18 protein-coding genes are annotated in these 22,535 nt (G+C 72.6%); 5 read left to right on the forward strand and 13 right to left on the reverse strand.

The annotated features are described in order from the left end of the window. Positions 1 to 120: 120 nt before the first annotated feature. From DEI82_RS11645 to DEI82_RS11660, 4 genes are read right to left on the reverse strand one after another with little or no spacing between them, the layout of a single operon-like run. A complete protein-coding gene (locus DEI82_RS11645) occupies positions 121 to 873 on the reverse strand; it encodes an ABC transporter ATP-binding protein (protein ID WP_111012171.1) in 753 nt (250 codons plus the stop codon). After that, the gene (locus DEI82_RS11650) at positions 870 to 1,877 is read right to left on the reverse strand and encodes an ABC transporter ATP-binding protein (protein ID WP_111009775.1); all 1,008 of its coding nucleotides are present in this window, start codon (positions 1,875 to 1,877) and stop codon (positions 870 to 872) included. The genes DEI82_RS11645 and DEI82_RS11650 overlap by 4 nt, the downstream gene beginning before the upstream one ends. Next, complete coding sequence (locus tag DEI82_RS11655; RefSeq protein ID WP_111036869.1) at positions 1,870 to 2,856, reverse strand: branched-chain amino acid ABC transporter permease; 987 nt, start codon at positions 2,854 to 2,856, stop codon at positions 1,870 to 1,872. Before DEI82_RS11655 ends, DEI82_RS11650 begins: the two co-directional genes overlap by 8 nt. Positions 2,857 to 2,866: 10 nt before the next feature. Further along, complete coding sequence (locus DEI82_RS11660; protein WP_258368539.1) at positions 2,867 to 4,258, reverse strand: branched-chain amino acid ABC transporter permease; 1,392 nt, start codon at positions 4,256 to 4,258, stop codon at positions 2,867 to 2,869. Positions 4,259 to 4,609: 351 nt separating this feature from the next. Here DEI82_RS11660 and guaB point away from each other — a divergent pair, with 351 nt between their 5' ends. Next, positions 4,610 to 6,112 (forward strand): IMP dehydrogenase, encoded by a 1,503-nt coding sequence (guaB, locus tag DEI82_RS11665; RefSeq protein ID WP_111036871.1) that lies wholly within the window; start codon positions 4,610 to 4,612, stop codon positions 6,110 to 6,112. A 139-nt stretch (positions 6,113 to 6,251) separates the two neighbouring features. On the opposite strand, the gene DEI82_RS11670 is transcribed toward guaB, so the two are convergent. Beyond that, positions 6,252 to 8,930 carry a LuxR C-terminal-related transcriptional regulator gene (locus DEI82_RS11670; RefSeq protein WP_146242902.1) on the reverse strand — a complete coding sequence of 893 codons (2,679 nt, stop codon included), beginning with the start codon at positions 8,928 to 8,930 and terminating at the stop codon, positions 6,252 to 6,254. Positions 8,931 to 9,227: 297 nt separating this feature from the next. On the opposite strand from DEI82_RS11670, the gene DEI82_RS11675 reads away from it, so the two are divergent. Both DEI82_RS11675 and purB read left to right on the forward strand, forming a co-directional pair. Further along, positions 9,228 to 9,752 carry a low molecular weight protein-tyrosine-phosphatase gene (locus tag DEI82_RS11675; RefSeq protein WP_111036958.1) on the forward strand — a complete coding sequence of 175 codons (525 nt, stop codon included), beginning with the start codon at positions 9,228 to 9,230 and terminating at the stop codon, positions 9,750 to 9,752. Further along, a complete protein-coding gene (purB, locus tag DEI82_RS11680) occupies positions 9,749 to 11,134 on the forward strand; it encodes an adenylosuccinate lyase (RefSeq protein ID WP_111012169.1) in 1,386 nt (461 codons plus the stop codon). Before DEI82_RS11675 ends, purB begins: the two co-directional genes overlap by 4 nt. Here purB and DEI82_RS11685 read toward each other — a convergent pair. Both DEI82_RS11685 and DEI82_RS11690 read right to left on the reverse strand, forming a co-directional pair. Next, complete coding sequence (locus tag DEI82_RS11685) at positions 11,089 to 12,099, reverse strand: epimerase (protein ID WP_111036960.1); 1,011 nt, start codon at positions 12,097 to 12,099, stop codon at positions 11,089 to 11,091. The genes purB and DEI82_RS11685 overlap by 46 nt on opposite strands. Before the next feature lie 77 nt (positions 12,100 to 12,176). Next, on the reverse strand, positions 12,177 to 12,851 hold the full coding sequence (locus DEI82_RS11690) for a DUF4166 domain-containing protein (protein WP_111036873.1): 675 nt from the start codon (positions 12,849 to 12,851) through the stop codon (positions 12,177 to 12,179). A gap of 57 nt (positions 12,852 to 12,908) precedes the next feature. On the opposite strand from DEI82_RS11690, the gene DEI82_RS11695 reads away from it, so the two are divergent. Continuing rightward, positions 12,909 to 13,823, forward strand: coding sequence for a cation diffusion facilitator family transporter (locus DEI82_RS11695; protein ID WP_111036875.1), 915 nt, complete (start codon positions 12,909 to 12,911; stop codon positions 13,821 to 13,823). A gap of 15 nt (positions 13,824 to 13,838) precedes the next feature. On the opposite strand, the gene DEI82_RS11700 is transcribed toward DEI82_RS11695, so the two are convergent. Continuing rightward, positions 13,839 to 15,116: an MFS transporter gene (locus DEI82_RS11700; protein WP_111036962.1), complete on the reverse strand. Its 1,278-nt coding sequence runs from the start codon at positions 15,114 to 15,116 to the stop codon at positions 13,839 to 13,841. A gap of 81 nt (positions 15,117 to 15,197) precedes the next feature. Here DEI82_RS11700 and DEI82_RS11705 point away from each other — a divergent pair, with 81 nt between their 5' ends. After that, positions 15,198 to 16,133, forward strand: coding sequence for a LysR family transcriptional regulator (locus DEI82_RS11705; protein WP_111036877.1), 936 nt, complete (start codon positions 15,198 to 15,200; stop codon positions 16,131 to 16,133). Here DEI82_RS11705 and DEI82_RS11710 read toward each other — a convergent pair. From DEI82_RS11710 to DEI82_RS11730, 5 genes are all read right to left on the reverse strand, one after another. After that, positions 16,103 to 17,500 carry an MFS transporter gene (locus DEI82_RS11710; RefSeq protein WP_146242903.1) on the reverse strand — a complete coding sequence of 466 codons (1,398 nt, stop codon included), beginning with the start codon at positions 17,498 to 17,500 and terminating at the stop codon, positions 16,103 to 16,105. The two genes, DEI82_RS11705 and DEI82_RS11710, sit on opposite strands and share 31 nt — an antisense overlap. A gap of 82 nt (positions 17,501 to 17,582) precedes the next feature. Continuing rightward, complete coding sequence (locus tag DEI82_RS11715) at positions 17,583 to 17,837, reverse strand: hypothetical protein (RefSeq protein WP_111009783.1); 255 nt, start codon at positions 17,835 to 17,837, stop codon at positions 17,583 to 17,585. After that, positions 17,834 to 18,475 (reverse strand): DUF308 domain-containing protein, encoded by a 642-nt coding sequence (locus tag DEI82_RS11720; RefSeq protein WP_258368540.1) that lies wholly within the window; start codon positions 18,473 to 18,475, stop codon positions 17,834 to 17,836. Before DEI82_RS11720 ends, DEI82_RS11715 begins: the two co-directional genes overlap by 4 nt. Positions 18,476 to 18,626: 151 nt before the next feature. After that, positions 18,627 to 20,570 (reverse strand): DUF11 domain-containing protein, encoded by a 1,944-nt coding sequence (locus DEI82_RS11725; protein WP_146242904.1) that lies wholly within the window; start codon positions 20,568 to 20,570, stop codon positions 18,627 to 18,629. Positions 20,571 to 20,723: 153 nt separating this feature from the next. Next, positions 20,724 to 22,376: a glycoside hydrolase family 13 protein gene (locus DEI82_RS11730; protein WP_111036881.1), complete on the reverse strand. Its 1,653-nt coding sequence runs from the start codon at positions 22,374 to 22,376 to the stop codon at positions 20,724 to 20,726. Positions 22,377 to 22,535: the final 159 nt, after the last annotated feature.

Below are 22,535 nucleotides of genomic sequence, written 5' to 3' on the forward strand. Positions count from 1 at the left end.
GTCCGGGCCTCCCGGGCGTGGTGCGGGGGGGGGGCGGGAGGACCGCACGGCGCTCGCGCGACCTCGTCCGGCCCTCCCGGCGGATGCCGCCCCCACGGCGGCACCCGCGGTCGGCGCGGCCTACCCGGCGGCGTCGACGTCCTTCGCGAGGGTACCGAGGTACAGCTCGATCACCTTCGGGTCGTCCGCGAGCGCACGGCCGGTGCCCGAGTAGGCGTTGCGTCCCTGGTCGAGGACGTACGCCCGGTCGCAGATCTGCAGGCAGCGGCGGGCGTTCTGCTCGACCATGACGATCGAGACGCCCGCCTTGTTGATCCGTCGGGTGCGGATGAACGTCTCGTCCTGCCGCACCGGCGACAGCCCGGCGCTCGGTTCGTCGAGCAGGAGCACCTTCGGGTCCATCATGAGGGCGCGGGCCATGGCCACCGACTGTCGCTCGCCGCCGGACAGCGATCCGGCCCGCTGCCCCCGCCGCTGGCCGAGGACGGGGAACAGGTCGTAGACGACCTCGAGCCGTTCGGCGAACTTCCGTGGCCGCAGGTACATCCCCATCTGCAGGTTCTCCTGGATCGACAGTGACGGGAACACGTTGTTCGTCTGCGGGACGAACCCGATCCCGGCCCGCACGAGCTTGTCGGCCCGGTGGTTCGTGATGTCCTCGCCCTCGAGGGTCACGCTGCCGCTCCGGACCGTCACGAGCCCGAACAGCGCCTTGAGGAGCGTCGACTTGCCGGCGCCGTTCGGGCCGATGATGCCGATGAGCTCCCCCGGCGCGCACACGAGGTCGCAGCCGTTCAGGATGTCGACGCCCGGCAGGTAGCCGGCCACGACGTTCTCGGCCCGCAGCACGGGCTCCCCGATGGTGGCGGTCATCGCGTGGTTCCTCCGATGTGGTCGCTCGCGGTCGGCGGCGCCGGGTGGTCCTGGTCGTGGGCGGCGTCCTCGGCCGCGACCTCCTGCTCGAGCTCGTCGAGCGTCTCGTCGCTGAGGAGCGCGTCGTCACCGAGGTCCGTGTCGTGGTGCGCGCCGAGGTAGGCGTCGATCACGGCCTGGTCCTCCATCACGCTGGCCGCGGGCCCCTCGGCGACCACGCGCCCCTCGGCCATCACGACGACCCAGTCCGAGATGTGCCGGACCATGTGCATGTCGTGCTCGACGAACAGGACGGTCATGCCGTCGTCGCGGAGGCCCTGGATGTGCCCGAGCAGACTCTGGGTGAGCGCGGGGTTCACACCCGCCATCGGCTCGTCGAGCATGATCATCGTCGGATCGGACATGAGCGCCCGCGCCATCTCGAGCAGCTTCCGCTGCCCACCGGACAACGACCCGGCGTAGTCGTCCTGCTTGTCGAGGAGCGAGAAGCGGGCGAGCAGCTCGCGCGCCTTCTCGGTGATCTCGGCCTCCCGCTTGGCCCACAGCGGCTTGACGAGGGCCGTGAAGAACCGCTCACCGGGCTGGTCCGTGGCGCCGAGCAGCATGTTCTGCAGCACCGTGAGCCGGGACAGCGCCTTCGTGAGCTGGAACGTCCGCACCATGCCGGCGCGGGCCACCGCGGCCGCGCCGACCGAGCCGAGCGGACGTCCGTCGAACTCCCACGCCGCGTCCTCCGGGCGCCGCCGGGCGAGGGCGCGCGGCGCGGAGCTCGGCTTGTCGAAGCCCGTGAGCAGGTTGAAGAAGGTGGTCTTGCCAGCGCCGTTCGGTCCGATGAGGGCCGTGATCGCGCCGCGCTGCACCTCGAGGTGGTCGACGTCCACCGCCGTCATCCCACCGAACCGCCGCGTGATGCGATCGACGCGGAGCACGGGGTCGGGCTTGGCGGAACCGGGCGCGTGCGGGACGTCCCGGAGGGCGACGGCCGCTGTCGTGGGGTCAGACACTGAACGTCAGCTCCTTCTTGTTCCCGAGGAGTCCCTGCGGGCGGAACACGATGAGCAGCATGAGCGCGACCCCGACGAGGACGTACGAGAACTGCTCGGCCTGCTGCGTGTTCATGATCGAGCTCGGGATGACGTCGCTCGCGAGCGTGCGGATGGCGAGCCGGACGACGAAGAACAGGACCGAACCGAGCACGGGGCCGAAGACCGTCGCCGCCCCGCCGAGGATGAGTGCGGTCCAGATGAAGAAGGTCATCGAGCGGCCCATCGCGTCCGGCTGCACGGACGACGGCAGGACGTACACGATGCCGGCGAGCGCACCGATCACCCCGCCGAGCACGAGCGCCTGCATCTTGTACGAGTACACGTTCTTGCCGAGGGAGCGGACGGCGTCCTCGTCCTCGCGGATCGCCTTGAGGACGCGCCCCCACGGACTCCGCGTGAGCGCGAACAGCATCAGGGACAACAGGGCGACGAGGCCCCAACCGACGATGCGGATCCACCAGCCGTTGACGCCGTTGTTCGTGAAGTCGAACCAGAGGATCCGCGTGCTGCCCTCGGGCAGGAACGACAGCGCGTTGAACGAGTCGCGGTAGCTCGACCCGGTGAGGCCGTTCGACCCGCCCGTGACCGTCGTCAGGAGGCTGGAACGCCCCACCATCCGGATGATCTCGGCGCCCGAGATCGTGACGATCGCGAGGTAGTCCCCCCGCAACCGGAGCGTCGGGATGCCGAGGACGACCGCGAACACGATCGCCGTGAGCAGTGCGATGACGATCGCCAGTCCCACGGGCACGCCGTGGATGACCGCGATCGCGTACCCGTACGCGCCGAGCAACAGGAACGCGGCCTGTCCCATGTTGACCAGTCCGGTGAGCCCGAAGTGGATGTTGAGGCCGATCGCGGCGATGGCGAACGCCGCCGTGGTGGGCGCGATCGCCTCGGCCGAGAGCGACGTGAGCAGGCTGACGAGGTAGTCCATGGTCCGTTCCCTAACCGATCCGTTCGGCGCGTCCGAAGATGCCCTGCGGCCGGAGCAGCAGCACGAGGATGAGGATGACGAGCGCGGTGGCGTACTTGAAGTCGCCGGGCAGCACGAGGTTCGTGAGTTCCACGACGATGCCGATCACCATCGAGCCGACGAGCGCGCCGTACGCCGTGCCGAGGCCGCCGAGCGTGACCGCCGCGAACATGAGGAGCAGCAGCTGCAGCCCGGTCTGCCAGTTCACCCCGTTGAGGACGAGCCCGAGCATGACGCCCGAGAGGCCGGCGAGGCCCGCGGCGAGGGTCCACACGAACCGGATCACCCGGTCCACGTCGATGCCGGACGCCGCCGCGAGTGCGGGGTTGTCGGACACCGCGCGGGTGGCCCGGCCGAGGCGGGTCCGGACGAGGAACAGGCCGGTCCCGACCAGCACGAGCACCGCGATGCCCATCGCGACGTACGACTGCACGGTCAGCGTCACGCCGGCGAAGTCGACCGTGCGCGGGTTGCCCTGCTGGATCCGCACCGTCGCCGCCCCGAAGAAGTACTGGAACGCGTACTGGAGCGCGATCGACAGTCCGATCGTCACGATCATGAGCTGCGTCAGGCTGATCCGCCGCCGTCGGAGGGGGCGCCAGATCACGGCGTCCTGCAGGTACCCGGTCGCCGCGCAGAGCACGACGACGATGATCCCGGCGAGCCAGATGTCGAACCCCAGGACGTTCGCGAACAGGTAGGCGAGGAGCCCGCCGAGCGTGACCTGCTCGCCGTGCGAGAAGCTCGAGAGCCCGGTGGTGCCGTAGATGAGCGAGAGGCCGACCGACGCGAGCGCGATGAGCAGCCCGAGGCGGATGCCGGATGCGAGCTGCTGCCAGGTCCGACCCCAGGTGACGCCCGAACCGTCGTCGAGGCTCGCGCTCGTCGCGCCCTTGACGGTGGTCAGCTGGAAGATCGTGCCGGCGTTCGACCCGACCGTGGCCTGCACGGGGCGCGCGTCCTGCTGCGCGTCGGCCAGGTACTGCCCCTGGGGCAGGGTCGTCTGATCGAGGGAGACCCGGTACCGGCCCGACGTCGTGATGCGGACGGACCAGCGACCGTCGTCCTCCGTCGTGGAGGTCTCGGCGAACCCACCGGGTCCCGTGACCCGGACCTCCGCTCCCCGGACCGGCTCGCGGTCCGAGTCGAGGATCGTGCCCTGGATGCAGCCGTTCGCGTCGCTCACCGTGCAGGTCGCCGCCGTGGCCGCGACCGCGCGCGGCGCTGACGCCCACTGGAGGCCCACGACCGCGGCGAGCGACAGCAGTGCGGCGAGGAGCAGGACGACCGGGCGGTGCCGGCCCACCCGGGTGCGGGGACGGCGCGTGTGCGGCGCCGTGCCCGTCGACGTCGTGGAACCCACTGAGCCTCCCTCTCGGACCGTCGGACGTCGACGGTTCCGGCACGACCTCCGTCCGATCGGGCGGTCCGTGCGGTTGCGCCGACAGTACGGAGCGTTTGTGTCACCTGTGTTTCCATCAGGTTCCCTGCGTGCTTCGTCACGGAACCGTGATGATGCACAGGAGCGCGAGTGGGGACCCAGCGTCCGCTCAGCCGAACCCGGGCGGACCGCTCAGGTCCTGCCTCCCACACGGTCGGACGGTGCCCGGCTACGGGAATGGCAGGCCCACGCGCCCGCGTTAGCATGTCCCATCCGGTACCCGACGTCGTGGCCGGAGCACCTGCAGCCAGCCCGGAACGACGAGAGGGACCCATGGACCAGCCGGATCCGTTCGGATTCATCGGACTCACCTACGACGACGTCATGCTGCTCCCCGGGCACACCGACGTCATCCCGAGCGAGGCGTCGACCCGCTCGCGCCTCACCAAGCGCATCGAGGTGGCCGTACCGCTCCTGTCGGCGGCCATGGACACCGTGACCGAGGAGCGCATGGCGATCGCGATGGCCCGCCAGGGCGGGATCGGCATCCTGCACCGCAACCTGTCGATCGCCGACCAGGCGGCTGCCGTCGACAAGGTCAAGCGGAGCGAGTCGGGCATGATCACGAACCCCGTGACCACGCGGCCCGACGCCACCGTCGCCGAGGTCGACGCACTCTGCGGGCAGTTCCGCGTCTCGGGGCTCCCGGTCGTGGAGTCCGACGGCACGCTCGTCGGCATCATCACCAACCGCGACATGCGCTTCGTCGCGCCGTTCGAGCAGAGCACGACACTCGTCCGCGACGTCATGACCAAGGCGCCCCTCATCACCGCGCCCGAGGGCATCGACCCCGAGGCGGCGGTCGCGATCTTCGCCCAGCACAAGATCGAGAAGCTCCCGCTCGTCGACGCGTCCGGCCGGCTCCGCGGGCTCATCACGGTCAAGGACTTCGACAAGAGCGAGAAGTACCCGGACGCCACGAAGGACGCCGAGGGCCGCCTGCGCGTCGGTGCCGCGATCGGCTTCTTCGGCGATGCCTGGCAACGGGCGACGGCACTGCTCGAGGCGGGCGTCGACGTGCTCGTCGTCGACACCGCGAACGGCGAGAGCGAGGGCGTCCTCGACATGGTGCGCCGGCTCAAGGCGGACCCGGCGTTCGCCGGCGTCGACGTGATCGGCGGCAACGTCGCGACCCGCGCGGGCGCGCAGGCGCTCATCGACGCCGGCGTCGACGCCGTCAAGGTCGGTGTCGGCCCGGGCTCCATCTGCACGACCCGCGTCGTCGCGGGCGTCGGGGTGCCGCAGGTGACGGCCGTGTACGAGGCCTCGCTGGCCGCGCGCGAGGCCGGTGTGCCCGTGATCGCCGACGGCGGTCTGCAGTACTCCGGCGACATCGCCAAGGCGCTCGTCGCCGGCGCCGACACGGTCATGCTCGGTTCGCTGCTCGCCGGCTGCGACGAGTCCCCCGGGGACCTCGTGTTCGTGAACGGCAAGCAGTTCAAGACGTACCGCGGCATGGGGTCGCTCGGCGCGCTGCAGACCCGCGGCAAGAAGACCTCGTACTCGAAGGACCGGTACTTCCAGGCGGACGTCCCCTCGGACGACAAGCTCATCCCCGAGGGGATCGAGGGCCAGGTGCCCTACCGCGGCGCCCTCGGCAACGTGGTCTACCAGCTCGTGGGCGGCCTCCGGCAGTCCATGTTCTACGTCGGCGGTCGCACGGTGCCCGAGCTCAAGGCCCGCGGCAAGTTCGTCCGGATCACCGCCGCGGGGCTCAAGGAGTCGCACCCGCACGACGTCCAGATGGTCGTCGAGGCGCCGAACTACCGCGGCTGACACGGGCTTCCCCGTGGACGGGCCCGTCGACTCCGGTCGGCGGGCTCGTCGCCGTTCCGCGGGCCCGTCGCCGTTCCGCGGGCCCGCCGCCGTTCCGCGGCCCACGCGCGGTCGCTGGTGCGGGGAGGGTGGCCCGGCCCTAGACGTCGGCCCGTTGCCCCTCCGGCGCTCCCATGAGGTGCCACTCGTACGCGACCCGCACGGCCTCCGCACGGGAGCCGACGCCGAGCTTGCGGTAGATGCTCCGCACCTGCGTCTTCACGGTGTTCGGCGACACCCCCAGGTCGGTGGCGATGTCCTCGATGGAGCCCTGTGCCCGGAGCCGCGTGAGCACGACCCCTTCGCGGCGGGTCAGCCGCGGCACCGTGAGGTCGCTCGAGTACACCGACGGGGCGTCCGCGAGCACCGGCCGGAGGTGCGGGGCCACCTGGTCGAACAACCCCTCGAGTTCGTCGCGTGGGACGAGCCACCACGGGGTGGACAGGCCCCGCGCGCTGCTCACCGTCGCCGCCTCGTCGAGCGACGTCCGCGCGGCGTCGAGGTCGCCGAGCCGGCAGGACGCGACCGCGCGGACGACGTGGAGCTCGGTCCGGGTCCGGGGGCTCGGGTTGCTCCGCCACATGAGCCGGTCGGCGAAGAGACGGGCATGTGGCGCGTTGCCCGCGAGGAGCAGCGCGCGCGCCTGGGCGCCGGCGACGCTCTCGCGCCCGTCGAGGAACGGGCGGAGGCCGGCGAGCGCGGCCTTCGCCTGCCGCGCGAGCAGCAGCAGGTCGGACTTGAGGACGTGCATGAGCCCCTGGTGGTGGTTGCTCAGGGCGTCACGGCCGTAGTGGCCCTCGGCGTCGCGGATCACCCCGAACCCTCCGAGGCCGTCGCCCTGGAGCAACAGTCGGAAGGCGCGGAGGTGCACGACGAGCGGCCAGTCCTCGAGGTCGTACGGCAGGGTGTCGAGCACCCGCATGTGCCGGTCGACCGTCGGGAGGTCCCAGGTCTCGAGTGCGGCGAGGGCGGCGGCGACGTGGACGGGGACCGCCCACACGCTGTGCCGCCACGGGAACCAGCTGCCGTCGCGCATCGCGAGGGTCACGAGTTCCCGACCACGCCGGACGTCCCCGCGCAGGACGTGCAGGTACGCGGAGTAGCCCATCGCCTGGATGCGCAGGTGCGGGTCCTCGTTCGAGCGGGCGAGCGGCGCGAAGTGCTGCAGGGCCTCCTCGTGGCTGCCGTCGTGCAGGTGCGTGATGCCGACCTGCATGTGGCCGTCCGCGCTCAGGCGCACGCCCGCTGCCGGCGTGGTGCGCATCGCCGTGAGCAGGTCCGGCAGGGACCGGGCGACCGCGAGGGCCCGTCCGAAGCTCCCGGCGCGGCGGAGGGACGCGACGCGGAGGACCGAGTCGCGGACGCTCTCCGCTCCGACGTCGGACTTCAACCGCTCGCGCGCCGCGGCGTCGGCCCGGGCGAAGGCCGCGGCCGGCACCGCCGTCCGCCCGCCGTCGTCGGCGAAGTGCATGGCCGCCTGCAGGTGGAGGAGCCAGGGGTCCGTCTCCATGTGGTCACGCGGCACGACGGCGAGGATCGCCACGAGTTCGGCGTGGTGGTCGCGGCACAGCACCGCGTAGTGCTGTCGCGTCAGCGCGGCCAGGTACGGCCAGTCCTGCGCGGCGGCGGCGAGGCCCACGGCCTCCCGGATCTCGCCCTCCCCCTCGAGCAGGCGCGCTCCGGCGGCCGCGATGTCGGGCATGGAACGGTCCTCCTGCAGGGCCAGCTGCTCCGTGAGGACGCGCTTGACGACGGGGGTGAGCGTGAAGCGGGAGCGGCCGCGCACGCGGGTCCACGCGCCGAGCCCGGCTCGTTCCGCCACGTCGAGGAGCTGCGCGACCTGCGCCGCGTCGCCCTCGTCGCGGACGAGCATGTCCTTGTTCATGAACGGGAGGACCGCGCCGGTGACGATCGCCGGCCACGACGCCGTCCCCCGCAGCCCCGACGTCAACTCGTCGACGATCTCGACGGCGATGCGGCGGACGACGGGCTCGAGCTCGTCGCGGTGCCACACCCGGTGCGGTTCGAGCGCGAGCTGGTTCGTCAGCCGCTGCACCGCGGTCGGCCAGCCGGACAGCCGCTCGTGCACCATCGCGATGGCGGGGCTGTCGAACGCGACACCGCGGAGCGTCAGGACCGCCGCGGTCTCCTGCTGGGTGAAGAGCAGGCCGGACGTGTCGAGGACCTCGACGTCGAACCGGGCCGCGACGGCACTCCCCTCGAACGCCGTGCTGCGCCGCGACACGACCACGACCGTGCAGCGGGTGCGTTCGAGCAGCCAGGCGACGTCGTCCTCCACCGCCGCCGCGATCCCGGCGTCGCGGAGCCGGTCGAACTCGTCGAGCACGATGACCTCGTCGCCGTCGAGTCGGGTGAGCAACGCCGCCACGACCTCCTCGTCCGGCGCGTCATCGCGGTCGGGGTGCTCGGGCTGCGATCCGTCCGCTTCCCGTCGGAGCTGGGCGACCACGCTCCGCCACAACCCGCACCGTGTGTCGGTCTCGCGGGCGCCGTGCCACGCGACGCGTCGTCCGCCCTCGGTGACCTCGCGGTCGACCCAGTCCGCCACCACGGTGGTCTTCCCGGTCCCGGCCGGACCACGGACGCACACGATCTGCGCGCGAGCGGCGTCGTCGAGCGCCTCGAGCCACCGCGGCCGACGCAGCTGGAACCGGCGCGGTCGCGGGTAGCCCGGCCGCGGTGTCCGACCACCTCCGCCTCGCGCCCGGGCGACGTCCGCCGCCTGTTCCGTCCCGACCGAGGTCAGCATCTCTTCCATACGCGTTCGCTCCGATGACCACATCACGTACCCCTGACTGGGTACGAGGAGGCTAGGTGCGTGATCAGGCGGACGCGACGGCGAAACTTCGTACATCGCCGTTATCTCGCCCACGGGTGACATTCCGGAACAACACCGGGTCGTTCCACTTCACCCGGTACCCAGAGGTGAAGGGCAAGACCCTCCCGCCCTGAGGGTATCTCGACACCGCTCGCGGGTCGAGCACGACCGACGACGGACCGTCCGGTGGACGGGGGTGCCCTCGCGTCGTGGCCGGCGGTGCGCCATGATGTGCAGATGCCCTCGGCCGCCGACGTCCCGACCTCGTCGCCGTTCCGCATCTCCTTCGTCTGCAGCGGCAACATCTGCCGGTCCCCGATGGCCGAGGTCGTCTTCCGCCGCATCGTCGAGGAGGCCGGGGTCGCCGACCGCTTCGCCGTCTCGTCCGCCGGCACGGGCGACTGGCACGTGGGCGAACCGGCCGACGAGCGGACGATCGCCGCCCTCGCGGCACGCGGATACGATGGGTCCAGGCATCGCGCCCGTCAGTTCGCCCCGGACCGGTTCCCGGAGTTCGACCTGGTGGTCGCACTCGACCGCTCCCACGAGCGCATCCTGCGATCGTGGGCCCCCACGATGGACGACGCCGCGAAGGTGACGCTCATGCTGCGGTACGACGAGGCCTGGCCGCAGCACGCCGAGGTGCCCGACCCGTACTACGCGGATCGGCACGAGTTCGACCGGGTCCTCGCGACCATCGAACGCGCGTCGCGGGCCCTCTTCCACCAGATCGAACCGGCAGTCCGTCAGGGAGCCCCATGACACCCCTTCCCCCGCAGCCGATCAGCCCGCTCGACGGGCGGTACTTCCCGGTCGTGCACACGGTGGGGGAACACCTCTCCGAGGCGGGTCTCAACCGGGCCCGCGTCCGGATCGAGGTCGAGTGGCTCGTGTTCCTGACGGACCACGCGATGTTCGCGACGTCGCCGCTGTCGATCGACGACCGAGCAGCGCTCCGCGCCGTCGCGGACGACTTCGGGCAGGCGGCGATCGACGAGCTCGCCGGGCTCGAGGCCACCACCCGACACGACGTCAAGGCCGTCGAGTACTTCGTGCGCGCCCGGCTGTCCGAACTCGGGCTCGACGCCATCGCCGAGCTGACGCACTTCGCCTGCACGAGCGAGGACGTCAACAACCTCGCCTACGCGCTCACCATCCGCGACACCGTGCAGGACGTCTGGCTGCCCGCCGCCCGAGCCGTCACCGAGGCGCTCCGCACCCGGGCGGTCGAGCTCCGCGCGGTCCCCATGCTCGCCCACACGCACGGACAGCCGGCGACGCCGACGACGCTCGGCAAGGAGCTCGCCGTCGTCGTCCACCGCCTCGAGCGGGTGCTCGCGCAGGTCGAGGACACCGAGTACCTCGGCAAGTTCTCCGGCGCGACCGGCACGTTCTCGGCGCACCTGGCCGCCGATCCCGAGGCCGACTGGCCGGCACTCTCCCGGGCGTTCGTCGAGTCGCTCGGGCTCGTGTGGAACCCGCTCACCACGCAGATCGAGTCGCACGACTGGCAGGCCGAGCTGTACGACCGGGTCCGGCACGCGAACCGCATCCTGCACAACCTGGCGACGGACGTCTGGACCTACATCTCGATGGGGTACTTCACGCAGATCCCGGTCGCCGGTGCCACCGGGTCGTCGACGATGCCGCACAAGATCAACCCGATCCGCTTCGAGAACGCCGAGGCGAACCTCGAGCTCTCGACGGCGGTGTTCTCGACGCTGTCCGAGACACTGGTGACGAGCCGCATGCAGCGCGACCTCACCGACTCGACGACGCAGCGGAACATCGGGGTCGCCTTCGCGCACTCCCTGCTCGCCCTCGACAACCTGCGCCGCGGGCTCGGTGAGATCGCCGTGGCCGAGGGCCGCCTCGCCGCCGACCTCGACGGCAACTGGGAGGTCCTCGCCGAGGCGATCCAGACCGTCATCCGCGCCGAGGTGACCGCGGGCCGCTCCGAGATCGAGGACCCGTACGCGCTGCTCAAGGAGCTCACCCGGGGCCGCCGCGTCGGCCGCGAGGACCTCGTCGCGTTCGTGAACGGACTCGACATCTCCGACGGAGCGAAGGCGCGGCTCGCCGCGTTGACCCCGGCGACCTACACCGGCCTCGCCGACGAGCTCGTCGGGTTCCTCGACTCCTGACGACCGCGCTGCCGGTGCTCCGCCACGGCGCTCGCGAGCGCTCCGCGGAGTTCCGGGTGCACGAAGCGGTAGCCCGCTCCCTCCAGGCGCGCGGGGACGACCCACCGGCTCTTCAGCACGAGCTCCGTCTCGGTCCGGATCGCGATCGACCCGAGTTCGAGCATCCAGCGCGGGAGCGGGAGCCCGAAACGCCGCCCGACGATCTCGCGGAGGGTCCGCATCATGGTGCGGTCGTCCGTGGGGTGGGGGGCGCAGACGTTGACGACCCCGTCGATCTCCGGATGGTCGCGCACGAACCGGATGGCCCCGAGCACGTCGGCGATGTGCACCCAGCTGAAGCGCTGCCTCCCGTGCGTGTGCCGGTCCTCGTGGAACGTCCCGGCGGCGCGACGGCGACGCGTCGCGAACCACGGTCCGTCCAGGTGCGGACCGCCGAGTCCGAGCCGCGCCAACCGGATGAGCGGCACGAGGGCGCTGCCGTCGCCGAGCACGATGGCGATGCGGAGCGCGACCCGACGGGTGCCCGGCAGGTCCCCGTCGAAGAACGCCGCCTCCCACGCCCGTGCGACCGACACGGAGAACCCGGTGCCGATCTCGCCGTCGGCCTCGGTCTGCGGGCGGTCCTCCGCATGCCGGTAGATGGTCGCGGTCGACGCGTTGCACCAGACCCGCGGCGGCCGTCGCGCCGCGCGGATGGCGTCCCGGAGTTCGCGCGTGGTCTCGACCCGCGAGCGGAGGATCTCGGCACGGTTGCGGGCGCCGTACCGGCAGTCCACGCTCTTGCCCGCGAGGTTGACGACCAGGTCGGCGCCGTCGACGAGCTCGGTGATCCGGCGGGTGTCGCCCCACACCGCATCGCCGGTCCGTCCCACGGTCGTGACGTCGGCGCCCTCGGCGCGGAACGCGTCGACGAGGTACCGGCCGATGAAGCCGGACGCACCGGCCACCACGACGAGTGGCCGCACCGCGTCGCCACCACCGCTGCCGCTGCCGCCGCCGCCGGCAGCACCGTGCTCGCTCCTGCTGTCGCTCCCGCTGTCGCTCATGGACGCCTCCCCGGTCCGCCGGTTCCCCCGGGGGCGTCCGCGTCGTCGGGCACGACACCGTGGACGAACGACCCCTCGTACCGGTACAGCGTGCCGACGAGCGGCGCCGACAGCGTCAGCGACACGCGTTGGCGGTCGATGCCCGGGTCGTACCGCTCGGTCAGGACCACCCGCGGTGCCACGGCGGCCGGGAGGCGCAGCATCCGTCCCAGCACCCGGAACGACACACGGGTCGAGACCAGGCGGAGCGCGCCGTCGGCGACCGCGACGTCGAGCGCGGCCACGAGCCGGCCGCGGCGCCCCAGGTGGTCGGCGAGCCCATCGGCGTCCGCCGTGATCGCGTCCTGCATCACCCAGGGCCCGGACCGGAAGTGGAACGTCCGGCGAGCGAGGACGGCGATGCGTCCCTCCCGGTCGACGGCCGGCCGGTTCTCGACCGTGAACGGCACGTCGCGTTCCCACACGGGCGCCATGACCGCGTCGCGGGCGAACCAGGCGAGCAGCGGCCACATCCAGCGTCGTGGCGTCCCGACGACGTCGAAGACGCCGGTGCCCCGTCCGACGTGCCCCGCGGGGATCGCGCCGAAGTAGCCGCGCAAGCGGGGGTGCAGCGCGTCGAGGGTGCCGGGACGGGTGCTCGCCTCGTAGGGCGATCGTGCGCTCGGGGTCACGGTCGGATCCTGTCACGTCCCCGGTGCCCGGTCGGTGCGGATGCCTACGATGGCGGCATGGGCCACCACCACGAGCACGGCGCGCGGTCGGCCAGCGCTCGGGCGTTGACCGTGGCGTTCTGCGTGTCCGCCGCGATCCTCGTCGCCGAGGTCGTCGGCGCCGTCGTGACCGGGTCCCTGGCGCTCCTCGTCGACGCCGGGCACATGGTCGTCGACACGGGCGGTCTCGCGATCGGGCTCGTCGCGGTGCGGCTCGCGCAGCGCTCACCGACGGCCAGACGGACCTGGGGCTTCCAACGCGCCGAGGTCCTCGGCGCCGTCGCGCAGGCCGCGGTCCTGCTCGGGGTCGGGATCGTCGTCCTCGTGACGGCCGTGCAGCGCCTGGTCACGCCGGTCCCCGTCCCCGCGGTGCCGCTCCTGGTGTTCGGTGTCCTCGGCGTGGTCGGCAACGCGGTCGCGCTGGCGGCGCTCACACGCTCCGGAGGCGGGACGTTCACCGCGCGGGCGGCGCGGCTCGAGGTGCTGAACGACTCGCTGGGGTCCCTCGCGGTCGTCGCCGCGGCGATCGTCGTCGCACTGACCGGCTGGGAGCGCGCGGACTCCGTCGCCGCGATCCTCATCGGTGCGCTCATCCTGCCGCGCGCACTCCGGCTGCTCCGCGAGACCACCGACGTCCTGCTCGAGGCCACCCCGCCCGGGCTCGACCTCGACGCCGTACGTCGTCACATCCTCCGGCTCGACCACGTGCGCGCCGTGCACGACCTGCACGCGTCACTCGTCGCCACCGGGGTGCCGACCCTCACCGCGCACGTCGTGATCGACGACCACTGCTTCACCTCCGCGCACGCCCCGACGATCCTCGACGAGCTGCAGCAGTGCGTCGCCGAGCACTTCGCCGTGCCGGTCGAGCACTCGACCTTCCAGCTCGAGCCCGCGTCACACCAGCGGCACGAGCACGACGTCCACGCCTGACCCCGGCGGCGCGGCTCAGGCCCGGGCTGCGAGACGGCTGCCGGCCCAGAGCGCGAGTGCGATGACGACGACCACGAACCCGAGGAGCACGGGCAGCGGCGCGACCACGAGCAGCACCGCGCCGGCGAGGACCACCGGGACGACCATCCCCGCGTAGCCGATGAGGAACGTCGCCGCCAGGACACCGCCGCGCCGCTCCGGCCCGACCAGACCGCCCGCACCGGCGATGGAGGCCCGGAAGAGCAGTCCGACGCCGGCACCGGCGAGCACGCTGCCCACGACGAACACCGCGACGACGAGGACGAGCGCGCCGACCGCGACCCCGGCGAGTCCGACGGTGACGAGCAGCATGCCCCAGCGGACCTGCGCACGCATCGCGAGGCGGGCGAGGGCGATCTGCGCGACCGCAGCGCCCGCGAAGACCCCGAAGCTCGTCGCACCGGCGGCGAGCCGGTCCGTGACGTGGAAGGTCGTCGCGAGGAACGTCGGCGCGATCGACGTGAACAGGCCGAGCACGGCGAAGGTGCTGAACGCCCCGGCGCCCGCCGCCCAGAAGGGTCCCGCCGCCCCGGACGGCGCGGTGATCGGCTGGGGTCGGTAGGCCGGGCGTCCCCGCCCGGTGTCGATGGTCTCCGGGACGACGAGCATGGCGACGAAGGCGACCGCGAGGACCACGACGAACACGGCGTACGGCACGACGAGGGGGTGCCGGACGAACTCCGCCAGCACACCGCCGACGAGGGCACCGCCTCCGATGCCGCCGAGGTTGACCGCTCCGGCGACGACGCTCGCGTTCCCGCCCGCGCCCCCGTCCCGGCGCGCTCGGACCCGGAGTTCACCGAGGTGGGCCGTGGCCGAGGCCGTCAGGGTGCCGACACCGAGTCCGCTGATGAACCGCGCGACGAGGAGGCCCGGGACGTCGTTCCAGACGAGGAACAGCACGGCGGCGACGAGCTCGAGCGCGACCGACACGAGGATGAGCCGTCGGCGTCCGTGGACGTCGCTGAGGTGCCCGGCGAGCCAGAGCGCGATCATGACCCCCACGGCGTACGCCGCGAACACGAGTGTCACGGTGAAGGTCGGGAAGCCGTCGCGTGCCTGGTACAGCGCGTACAGCGGTGCGGGGACGGCGGCGAACGCCATGACGCTGAGGAAGCTCCCCGCGACGATCCAGAACCCGGCCGCGTGGCGCTGACGGCTCGGGGTCGGTCGGGCGGGCCGCTCCGGGCGTCCGGCACCAGCGACGGGATCGGGCAGCGGCACGGGTGCGGTCCGGGGAGCGGTGGTGGTCATGGTCCGAGCGTGCAGGACTGCGCCGATCGTGTCCAACGGACAGGACCGCTGACGTCCATCGACGTGGACGATGATGGACGCATGGAGACCCGCCTGCTCGAACAGTTCGTCGCCGTCGCCGACGAGGGCAACGTCACCCGCGCCGCCGCCCGGCTCTTCGCTGCGCAATCGACCGTGTCCGCCGGTCTGCAGAGCCTCGAGCGCGAGCTCGGCGGGGCCCTGTTCGACCGGGTCGGTCGCCGTCTGACCCTGAGCCCCCTCGGCGAGGCGCTCCTGCCGGACGCCCGGGCGGCGCTCGGCGCGGTCGAGCGCCTCCGGGACGGCGCCGTCACCGCCGACGCGCAGCTCCGCGGCCGCGTGCGCGTCGGGATCTTCGCGAACATGGACATCGTCGACCTGCCGCGGATCATCACGACCTTCCACGCGCGGCACCCGCTCGTCGACGTGCACCTCAGTGCCTCCGCGGCGGGGACCACCGGCCTGGCGGAGGACCTCCGGGCCGGCCGGCTCGACCTGGCCTTCACCGCACTGCCGCAGGACCCGCCGGGGATCGCGGTGACTCCGCTCCGCGCCCTGCCGTTCCGGGTGTACGTCGCACCACCGCATCGACTCGCGGACCGCGGTGTCGTGTCCCTCGCCGAACTCGCGGACGAGCCGTTCGTCGACACCGCGCGCGGGTTCGGGAACCGCATCATCCTCGACGCGGCGCTCCGCGACCGGGGCATCCGGCGCCGCATCGTGGCCGAGATGAACGACCTGCCGTCGGTCGTCCGGTTCGCGGCGACCGGGCTCGGCGTCGCGGTCGTCCCCGATCCCGGCACCGCTGGGGACGCCGTCGTGCTCGAACTCGCGGACCCGGTCGAGCCGCTGCGAGTCGGACTCGCCACCGCTGCCGGCGCCGCTCTGAACCGCGCCACACGCGCCCTCGCCCGAGCGGTCGTGGGCGGTACCGGCGGCGGCAGCGTCGAGCGGAGCGCCGGCTCGGATCAGGCCGCGGACGGCTCCTCGAGCAGGTGACCGATCGCCTCCACCGAACGCCGGGCGCGCGCCGTCGTCGACACGAAGCCGATCACGACGACGCCCACGGCGATGCCGACGACGATCCACCACATGGCGTGCGTCGCGACCGCGAAACTCGCGTGGACCGCCGCCGCTCCGCTCGCTCCCGTGACCGTCCCGGCGAGCGCCACGCCGAGGGAGACCCCGGTCTGGCGACTCGTCGACGCGACCCCCGCAGCCGATCCCGCCTGGGCACGGGGCATGCCGGACACCGCCGTGTTCGTGATCGGCGCGTTCACCATCCCGAAGCCGAACCCGAACAGCGCGAAGGCGACGACGAGCATCCACATCGGCGTGTCCGCGCCGATCGTCGTGAGGACCGCCGCGCCCGAACCGATGCCGACACCCGCGAGCACGAGCGGGATCCGGGTGCCGACCGAGGCGACGAGGCGACCGGAGAACGGCGACACGACCATGGTCGCCACCGCGGCGGGGAGCGTCCAGAGCCCGGCCTCGAACGGTGACATGTGCCGGACCTCCTGGAGGTACAGCGCGTTGAGGAACAGGAACGCACCGTTCGCGCCGAAGGCACCGACCGCCGTGAGCACGGCCGTCGAGAACGGGATGCTCCGGAAGAACCGGACGTCGACGAGCGGCTCCCGGCGCCGCCGTTCCACCACGACGATGAGGACGAGCGCGAGCGCTGCGGCGGCGAACAGGGCGATCGCCGCGACCGAGCCCCACCCGAGCCGTGGACCCTCGATGAGTCCGCCGACGAGCGCCGCGAGCAACACGACCACGAGTGCCTGACCCGGGGCGTCGAAGCGCCGGGGGCGAGCCGCACGGGACTCCGGGACGAACGCGAACGTCAGCACGACGGCCGCGATGCCGATCGGCACGTTGATCCAGAAGATCGCCCGCCAACCGATCGTGTCCGTCAGGGCTCCACCGACGAGCGGACCGACCCCCATCGAGACGCCGACCACCGCCCCCCAGACGCCGACCGCGCGAGCACGCTCCTTGGCGTCGTCGAAGGTCGCCGTGATGATGGACATCGCGACCGGGTTCATCATCGAGCCGCCGACGGCCTGGACCATCCGGAACACGACCAGCCAGCCGACGCTCGGCGCCAACGAACAGAGGAGCGAGCCGACGGTGAACAGGACGAGCCCGACCTGGAACGTCCTGCGTCGGCCGATGCGGTCCGCGGTGGACCCCGACAGCATGAGCAGACTCGCGAGGACCAGCGTGTAGGCGTCGATCGTCCACTGGAGCCCGGAGATCGTGCTGTGGAGCTCACGGCCGATCGACGGCAGCGCCACGTTCACGACGGTGGCGTCCAACGAGACGATGAAGAGACTGAGGCAGCAGACCGTCAGGATCACGTACCGGTGGCGGTACCGCGACGGGAGGTCCGGGTCGCCCTGCTGGGGGCTGCGTGCGTGGACGGACTCGCGTCGGTCGTGGTCAGTGGTGGTCGTCGCCCTCGTCCTTCCGGTGTCCGCCGAGCATGTCGTTGTCGTCCTGCTCACTCGTGGCCGCCAGCTGCAACATCGCCAGCACGACGATGACGACGATGAACGCGATGCAGAGGAACACCGCCGCGAGTTCGGGCTGACGGGTGGACATCAGGACGACGAGTCCGACGAACACCGCGACGATCGCCGAGATCGCGAGGAGTTCGACCGGGCGGAGCCGGTCGCGGCGGCTTGGGGTGGTCATGCGTGTGGTGCTCCGTTCGGGGCCGACGGCGTGGGTGCCGAGGTCCCCCACTTGTGCGAGAGGGCGGCGATCACGTGGAAGACCGCCGTCAGGGCGAGGTACGCGCCGAGCAGGCCGACGAGGATGATCGACGAATCGAGGGTGCCGCTGACGTGCTCGATGCCGCCGAGGTCCTTGGAGTAGTCCGGAGGCGTCAGCAGGAACGCGATCGCCAGCAGGACCGTGAGCCCCCCGACGGTCATCCAGTCGCGGGCGAAGGGCGACGTACGCCGCGCGAGGACGCCCTGCAGGAGTTCGATGCCCCCGGTGACGACCGCGAACGCGGTGACGACCGCGAGGAACGCCGGGAGTCCCGCAGACGGGAGGAACAGCGCGACGACGCCGGCGGCGACGGTCACCGCAGCCTGCACGACGGCGAGGCGACGGGACCGGGGGTCGTCGAGTCGGCGCAGGCTGCCGACGCCGAGCAGGGCGCCCTCGACGATCGCGAAGGCGCCGAACAGCACCAGCCCGAGCGAGGTGGCGTGGTTCGACGAGAACGTGATCACCATCGCCACGACCGCGGCGGGCAGTGCCCGGGACAACGGGACCGTCCAGTACCGGGCGCGCTGCGCGGCGTCGTCCACGGTGTCGGACACGGAATCCCTCTCTTGGGCAGGCTGATCGTACGGTCAATGGTACCGCCGGGCCGATGCGGGCCCGTCCGGCCGGCGGCGTCGCGGCTGAGGATGCTCGAACCGCGAACGCGCGCCGCCGACCCCGCGGGCCGACGGCGCGCGACACGACCGGTCAGGCCGCGGGGTCCTCCTGTCGCTCGAGCTCACGTCGGCGACGGACCGAGCGGACGCCCAGGCCGGTGACGACGGCGATCGCCGCGACCAGGACCACAGCAGCCGTGCCCACGGTTCCGGTGAAGGCGAGCCGGGCCGGGTGCGCTCCGACGGCGACCGGTGTCGCGGAGGCCGAGGGCCGTGGCGTCGCGGTCGGGTGCTCACCGCCGTGGGGCGGGGTGGTCGGTGTCACGACGGGCGGTTCGATCGTGCCGATCGGTCCGGGCAGCGGCACGGGGTCCGACGGGTCGCCGTCGTCCGGGTCGTCGGGCGAGGTGGCGATCGCGACGTTGAGGACGTCGGCGCCGTCGCCGCGGTACGCGGCGTCGAGTTGGGCGTCGAAGCGGAACCGGTGCCGTTCGCCCGGTGCGATCGTGACCGCCGAGGAGCACGTCACGTGCTGACCGTCGGCGCGACAACCGTCCTCGGACCCCACGAAGCGCACGGGCTCCGGCAGGTCGTCGACCGCACCGACCCGGCGCGCGTCGGACGGTCCGCCGTTGACCGCGCTGATCGTGTACCGGAACACGCCCCCGGGCAGCAGCTCGACGTCCCCGGGCAGGAGGTCGGCGGCCTTCTCGGTGCGCAGCGCGGCGTCGGTCCCGATCGCGGCCCGGACCGTCGACGCGTTGTCCGCCGTGTTCGTGTCGGCGCGCGATGGTGGCGTGGTGATCCGTGCCGCGCTCGCGATCTGCCCCGTGGCGTCCGCAGCGAGGTCGCCCTCGATCGTCCAGGTGACCGTGGCCCCCGGGTCGATGTCGGCCGTCGTCGCGATCTCCGGACCGGCGCCGGACCCCGCACCGCACGCGGCACCGGCCGTGGCGGCGCACGTCCAGCGGACGTCGTGCAGTTCGGTCGGCGTCGCGATCACCACGTCGTTGCGCGCGGAGCCGTTCCGCCCCCGGTTCGTCGCGGTCGCCGTGTACCGGACGTGCGTGCCCGCGACGACGCGCTCCGGCATCTCCTGCGTGATGCCGACGTCGGTCGGGATGGACACGGTCAGGTCGTCGACCTCGTGGGCGTTGGTCGAGTTCCCGGTCGAGGCGGTGAACCCGAGGCGCAACGTGTCCGGGAGCGGCGCCTGTCCGTCACCCTCGAGCGCCACCTGGTCGATCACGGTCCGCATCCGGGTACCCGGTCCGGAGTCGGACCGCACCGTGAGTGCGAGGACCCCGTCGGCGGCCGGCAGCAACGTGACGTGCACCGTCCGTTCGTCGGACCGGGACTGCGTCCCCACTCCACCGTCGGGGCCGACCGCGCCGCGGAGGAACCGGTAGCCGTCCGTGCCGTTCCCCGAGCCGCGGAGCACGACGTGGTCGGGCTGGGGGCCGGGGCCGGACCCGTTGAACGGGCGTGAGAAGTTGCCGCGCAGGTCGAACCCGACGCCGACGAACGCCCCGGGCATGCCGGCGACGTCGCAGGTGCCGTAGTGGCCCGAGTCGTCGTAGCAGCTGTACCCGAGCGCCGCGCCGGGTCGCCCGACCCCCGGCGCGACGGCACCGTCCGACAGCGACATGAGCAGGCCGTCCGCCCCGGTGCCGCCGTGCATCGCGTACCGGAACTCGATCTCGAGCCCGAGGTCCGACGCGAACACGTCGTCGGTGGCCCAGGAGCCAGCCTCGCTCCGCGCGGCGTCCGTGAGTCGCAGCCAGCCGTCCCCGACCTCGGCGTCGCCGGACAGCGTCCCGCCGTCGGCCGAGTCGAAGTCGGTGTGGAACGGGAACGCGAGCTCGGCTGCGTGGGCGGTCGTCACGGGGACCATGGCCCCGGCGCTCAGCGCGGAGAGTGCCAGGGCTCCGCAGGCGATGCGCCGCAGTCGCCGCAGCGCCGCGGCGCGGGGTACGGCGCCCGGCGTCCCGGGTCGTGCTGGTGTCGGTGGATGTGCTCGTGGTGCTGATGTCATGCCGCCCATGCTGGGGACCGGAGTCGCTCCCCCGAGGCGGGAGCGGACCGGTTGTGGAGGCCGCGCCCGGGCCTCCCGGCTGTGGACGGCGGACCGACGGGCCGACGGACCGGCGGGCCGCCCACCGCACGCAGTGGACGGTCCGCCGTCAGCTCACGCGGTGAGCCACACCGTGCTCTCGCCCGGCAACAGCCCGTCCTCGATCGGGCACGACGCCACGACGACGGCGCCCTCGGGCAGCGGCACGGGGTCGGTGCCGAAGTTCGTGACCGAGCGCCATCCGTCGCCGCGCGCGAACCCGACCACCCGGTCCGGTGTCTCGAGCCACGTCAGGTCCTCGCCGCCGCGGTGCGTCCGACGGAACGCGAGCGCCGCGCGGTACAGCTCCAACGTGCTGCCGTCGACGCCGTCCTCGGCCTCGACGCTCCACGTCCCGAAGTCGGCGGGCTGCGGCAGGTGTGCCCCGTCCGGCCCGAACCCGAACGAGGAGCCGGACCGGCTCCACGGGATCGGCACGCGGCAGCCGTCACGGCCCTTGTCCGTGTGCTCCGAGCGCGCCCACTTCGGGTCCTGCAGGCGGTCGCGCGGGATGTCCGCGACCTCGTGGAGGCCGAGCTCCTCGCCCTGGTACACGTACGCGGACCCGGGCAGCGCGAGCACGAGGAGGGACGCGGCACGGGCACGACGGAGCCCGCGGTCGCGGTCGAGCACCGGCTCCCTGCCGTCGCTCATGAGCCAGGCGCCCGAGTCCGCCCCGTCCGGGAGCCCGTACCGCGTGGCGTGCCGCACGACGTCGTGGTTCGACAGCACCCAGGTGCTCGAGGCCCCGGACTGGCTCGCCTGCGCGAGGTTCTCGTCGATGATCGCGCGGAAGGCCTCGGGGTCGAACGGGGCCTCGAGCAGGTCGAAGTTGAACGCCTGCCCGAGTTCCGTCGGTCGGGCGTAGAGCACACGACGGCGTGCGGGTACCCACGCCTCGGCGATCGCGCTCCGCGGCGGGTCGTACTCGTCGAGCACCCGTCGCCAGGACCCGAGGATCTCGTGCACCTCGTCGCGGTCGTAGAGCGGGTCGCTGCCGTCGAGGGGCAGGTGGTCCTGGTCGCTCGGCCGGAACGGCTCCGACAGGTCCTTGGCCATGGCGTGCGCGACGTCGACGCGGAAGCCGTCGACCCCGCGGTCCGACCAGAAGCGGAGCGTCTGCTCGAAGTCGGCGCGGACCTCCGGGTTCGACCAGTCGAGGTCGGGCTGCTCCCGCGCGAACAGGTGCAGGTACCACTGGCCGTCGGCGACCCGGGTCCACGCGGAGCCGCCGAAGTTCGAGACCCAGTCGGACGGCGGCTCCGCGCCGTCGGGACCGGAGCCGTCGCGGAACACGTAGCGGGCCCGGGCGGCGGAGCCCCGCGGGGACTCGAGTGCCTCCTGGAACCACACGTGCAGGTCGGAGGTGTGGTTCGGGACGACGTCGACGATGATCCGGATCCCGGCGGCGTGCGCGGCCGCGACCAGGGCGTCGAAGTCGGCGAGCGTCCCGAGCTTCGGGTCGACGTCGCGGTAGTCGGCCACGTCGTAGCCGCCGTCGGCGAGGGCGGACGGGTAGAACGGGCTGAGCCAGATCGCGTCGACGCCGAGCTCCCGCAGGTACGGCACCCGGTCGGTCACCCCGGCGATGTCACCGACGCCGTCGCCGTCGACGTCGGCGAAGCTCCGTGGGTACACCTGGTAGACGACGGCTTGGCGCCACCAGTCCGGGTCGTGGAGGGACGGGGTCGGCTGGTCGGTCCCGGGGACCGGTGGCTGGGTGGACACGGAAGCGTCGTTCCTCTCGCGGCGGGTTCGGTGCGTCGGTCACGGTACGCGGCGGTGGCTCGGAGGGATCGCGGACCCGAGGGAGGCCCGCATCCCGAGCTGGCCGTTGCCCGCCACGCCCGGCCACTGCGCGCACCACCGCCCGAGTGGTTCCTGTAC

It is taken from the genome of Curtobacterium sp. MCBD17_019, assembly GCF_003234555.1.
Lineage (GTDB): Bacteria > Actinomycetota > Actinomycetes > Actinomycetales > Microbacteriaceae > Curtobacterium.

Excerpts from the sequence above, each read along its gene's own strand:
- DEI82_RS11645 (WP_111012171.1), bottom strand. The coding sequence starts at position 873 with ATGACCGCCACCATCGGGGAGCCCGTGCTGCGGGCCGAGAACGTCGTG.
- DEI82_RS11655 (WP_111036869.1), bottom strand. The coding sequence starts at position 2,856 with ATGGACTACCTCGTCAGCCTGCTCACGTCGCTCTCGGCCGAGGCGATC.
- guaB (WP_111036871.1), top strand. The coding sequence starts at position 4,610 with ATGGACCAGCCGGATCCGTTCGGATTCATCGGACTCACCTACGACGAC.
- DEI82_RS11670 (WP_146242902.1), bottom strand. The coding sequence starts at position 8,930 with ATGGAAGAGATGCTGACCTCGGTCGGGACGGAACAGGCGGCGGACGTC.
- DEI82_RS11675 (WP_111036958.1), top strand. The coding sequence starts at position 9,228 with ATGCCCTCGGCCGCCGACGTCCCGACCTCGTCGCCGTTCCGCATCTCC.
- purB (WP_111012169.1), top strand. The coding sequence starts at position 9,749 with ATGACACCCCTTCCCCCGCAGCCGATCAGCCCGCTCGACGGGCGGTAC.
- DEI82_RS11695 (WP_111036875.1), top strand. The coding sequence starts at position 12,909 with ATGGGCCACCACCACGAGCACGGCGCGCGGTCGGCCAGCGCTCGGGCG.
- DEI82_RS11700 (WP_111036962.1), bottom strand. The coding sequence starts at position 15,116 with ATGACCACCACCGCTCCCCGGACCGCACCCGTGCCGCTGCCCGATCCC.
- DEI82_RS11705 (WP_111036877.1), top strand. The coding sequence starts at position 15,198 with ATGGAGACCCGCCTGCTCGAACAGTTCGTCGCCGTCGCCGACGAGGGC.
- DEI82_RS11715 (WP_111009783.1), bottom strand. The coding sequence starts at position 17,837 with ATGACCACCCCAAGCCGCCGCGACCGGCTCCGCCCGGTCGAACTCCTC.
- DEI82_RS11725 (WP_146242904.1), bottom strand. The coding sequence starts at position 20,570 with ATGACATCAGCACCACGAGCACATCCACCGACACCAGCACGACCCGGG.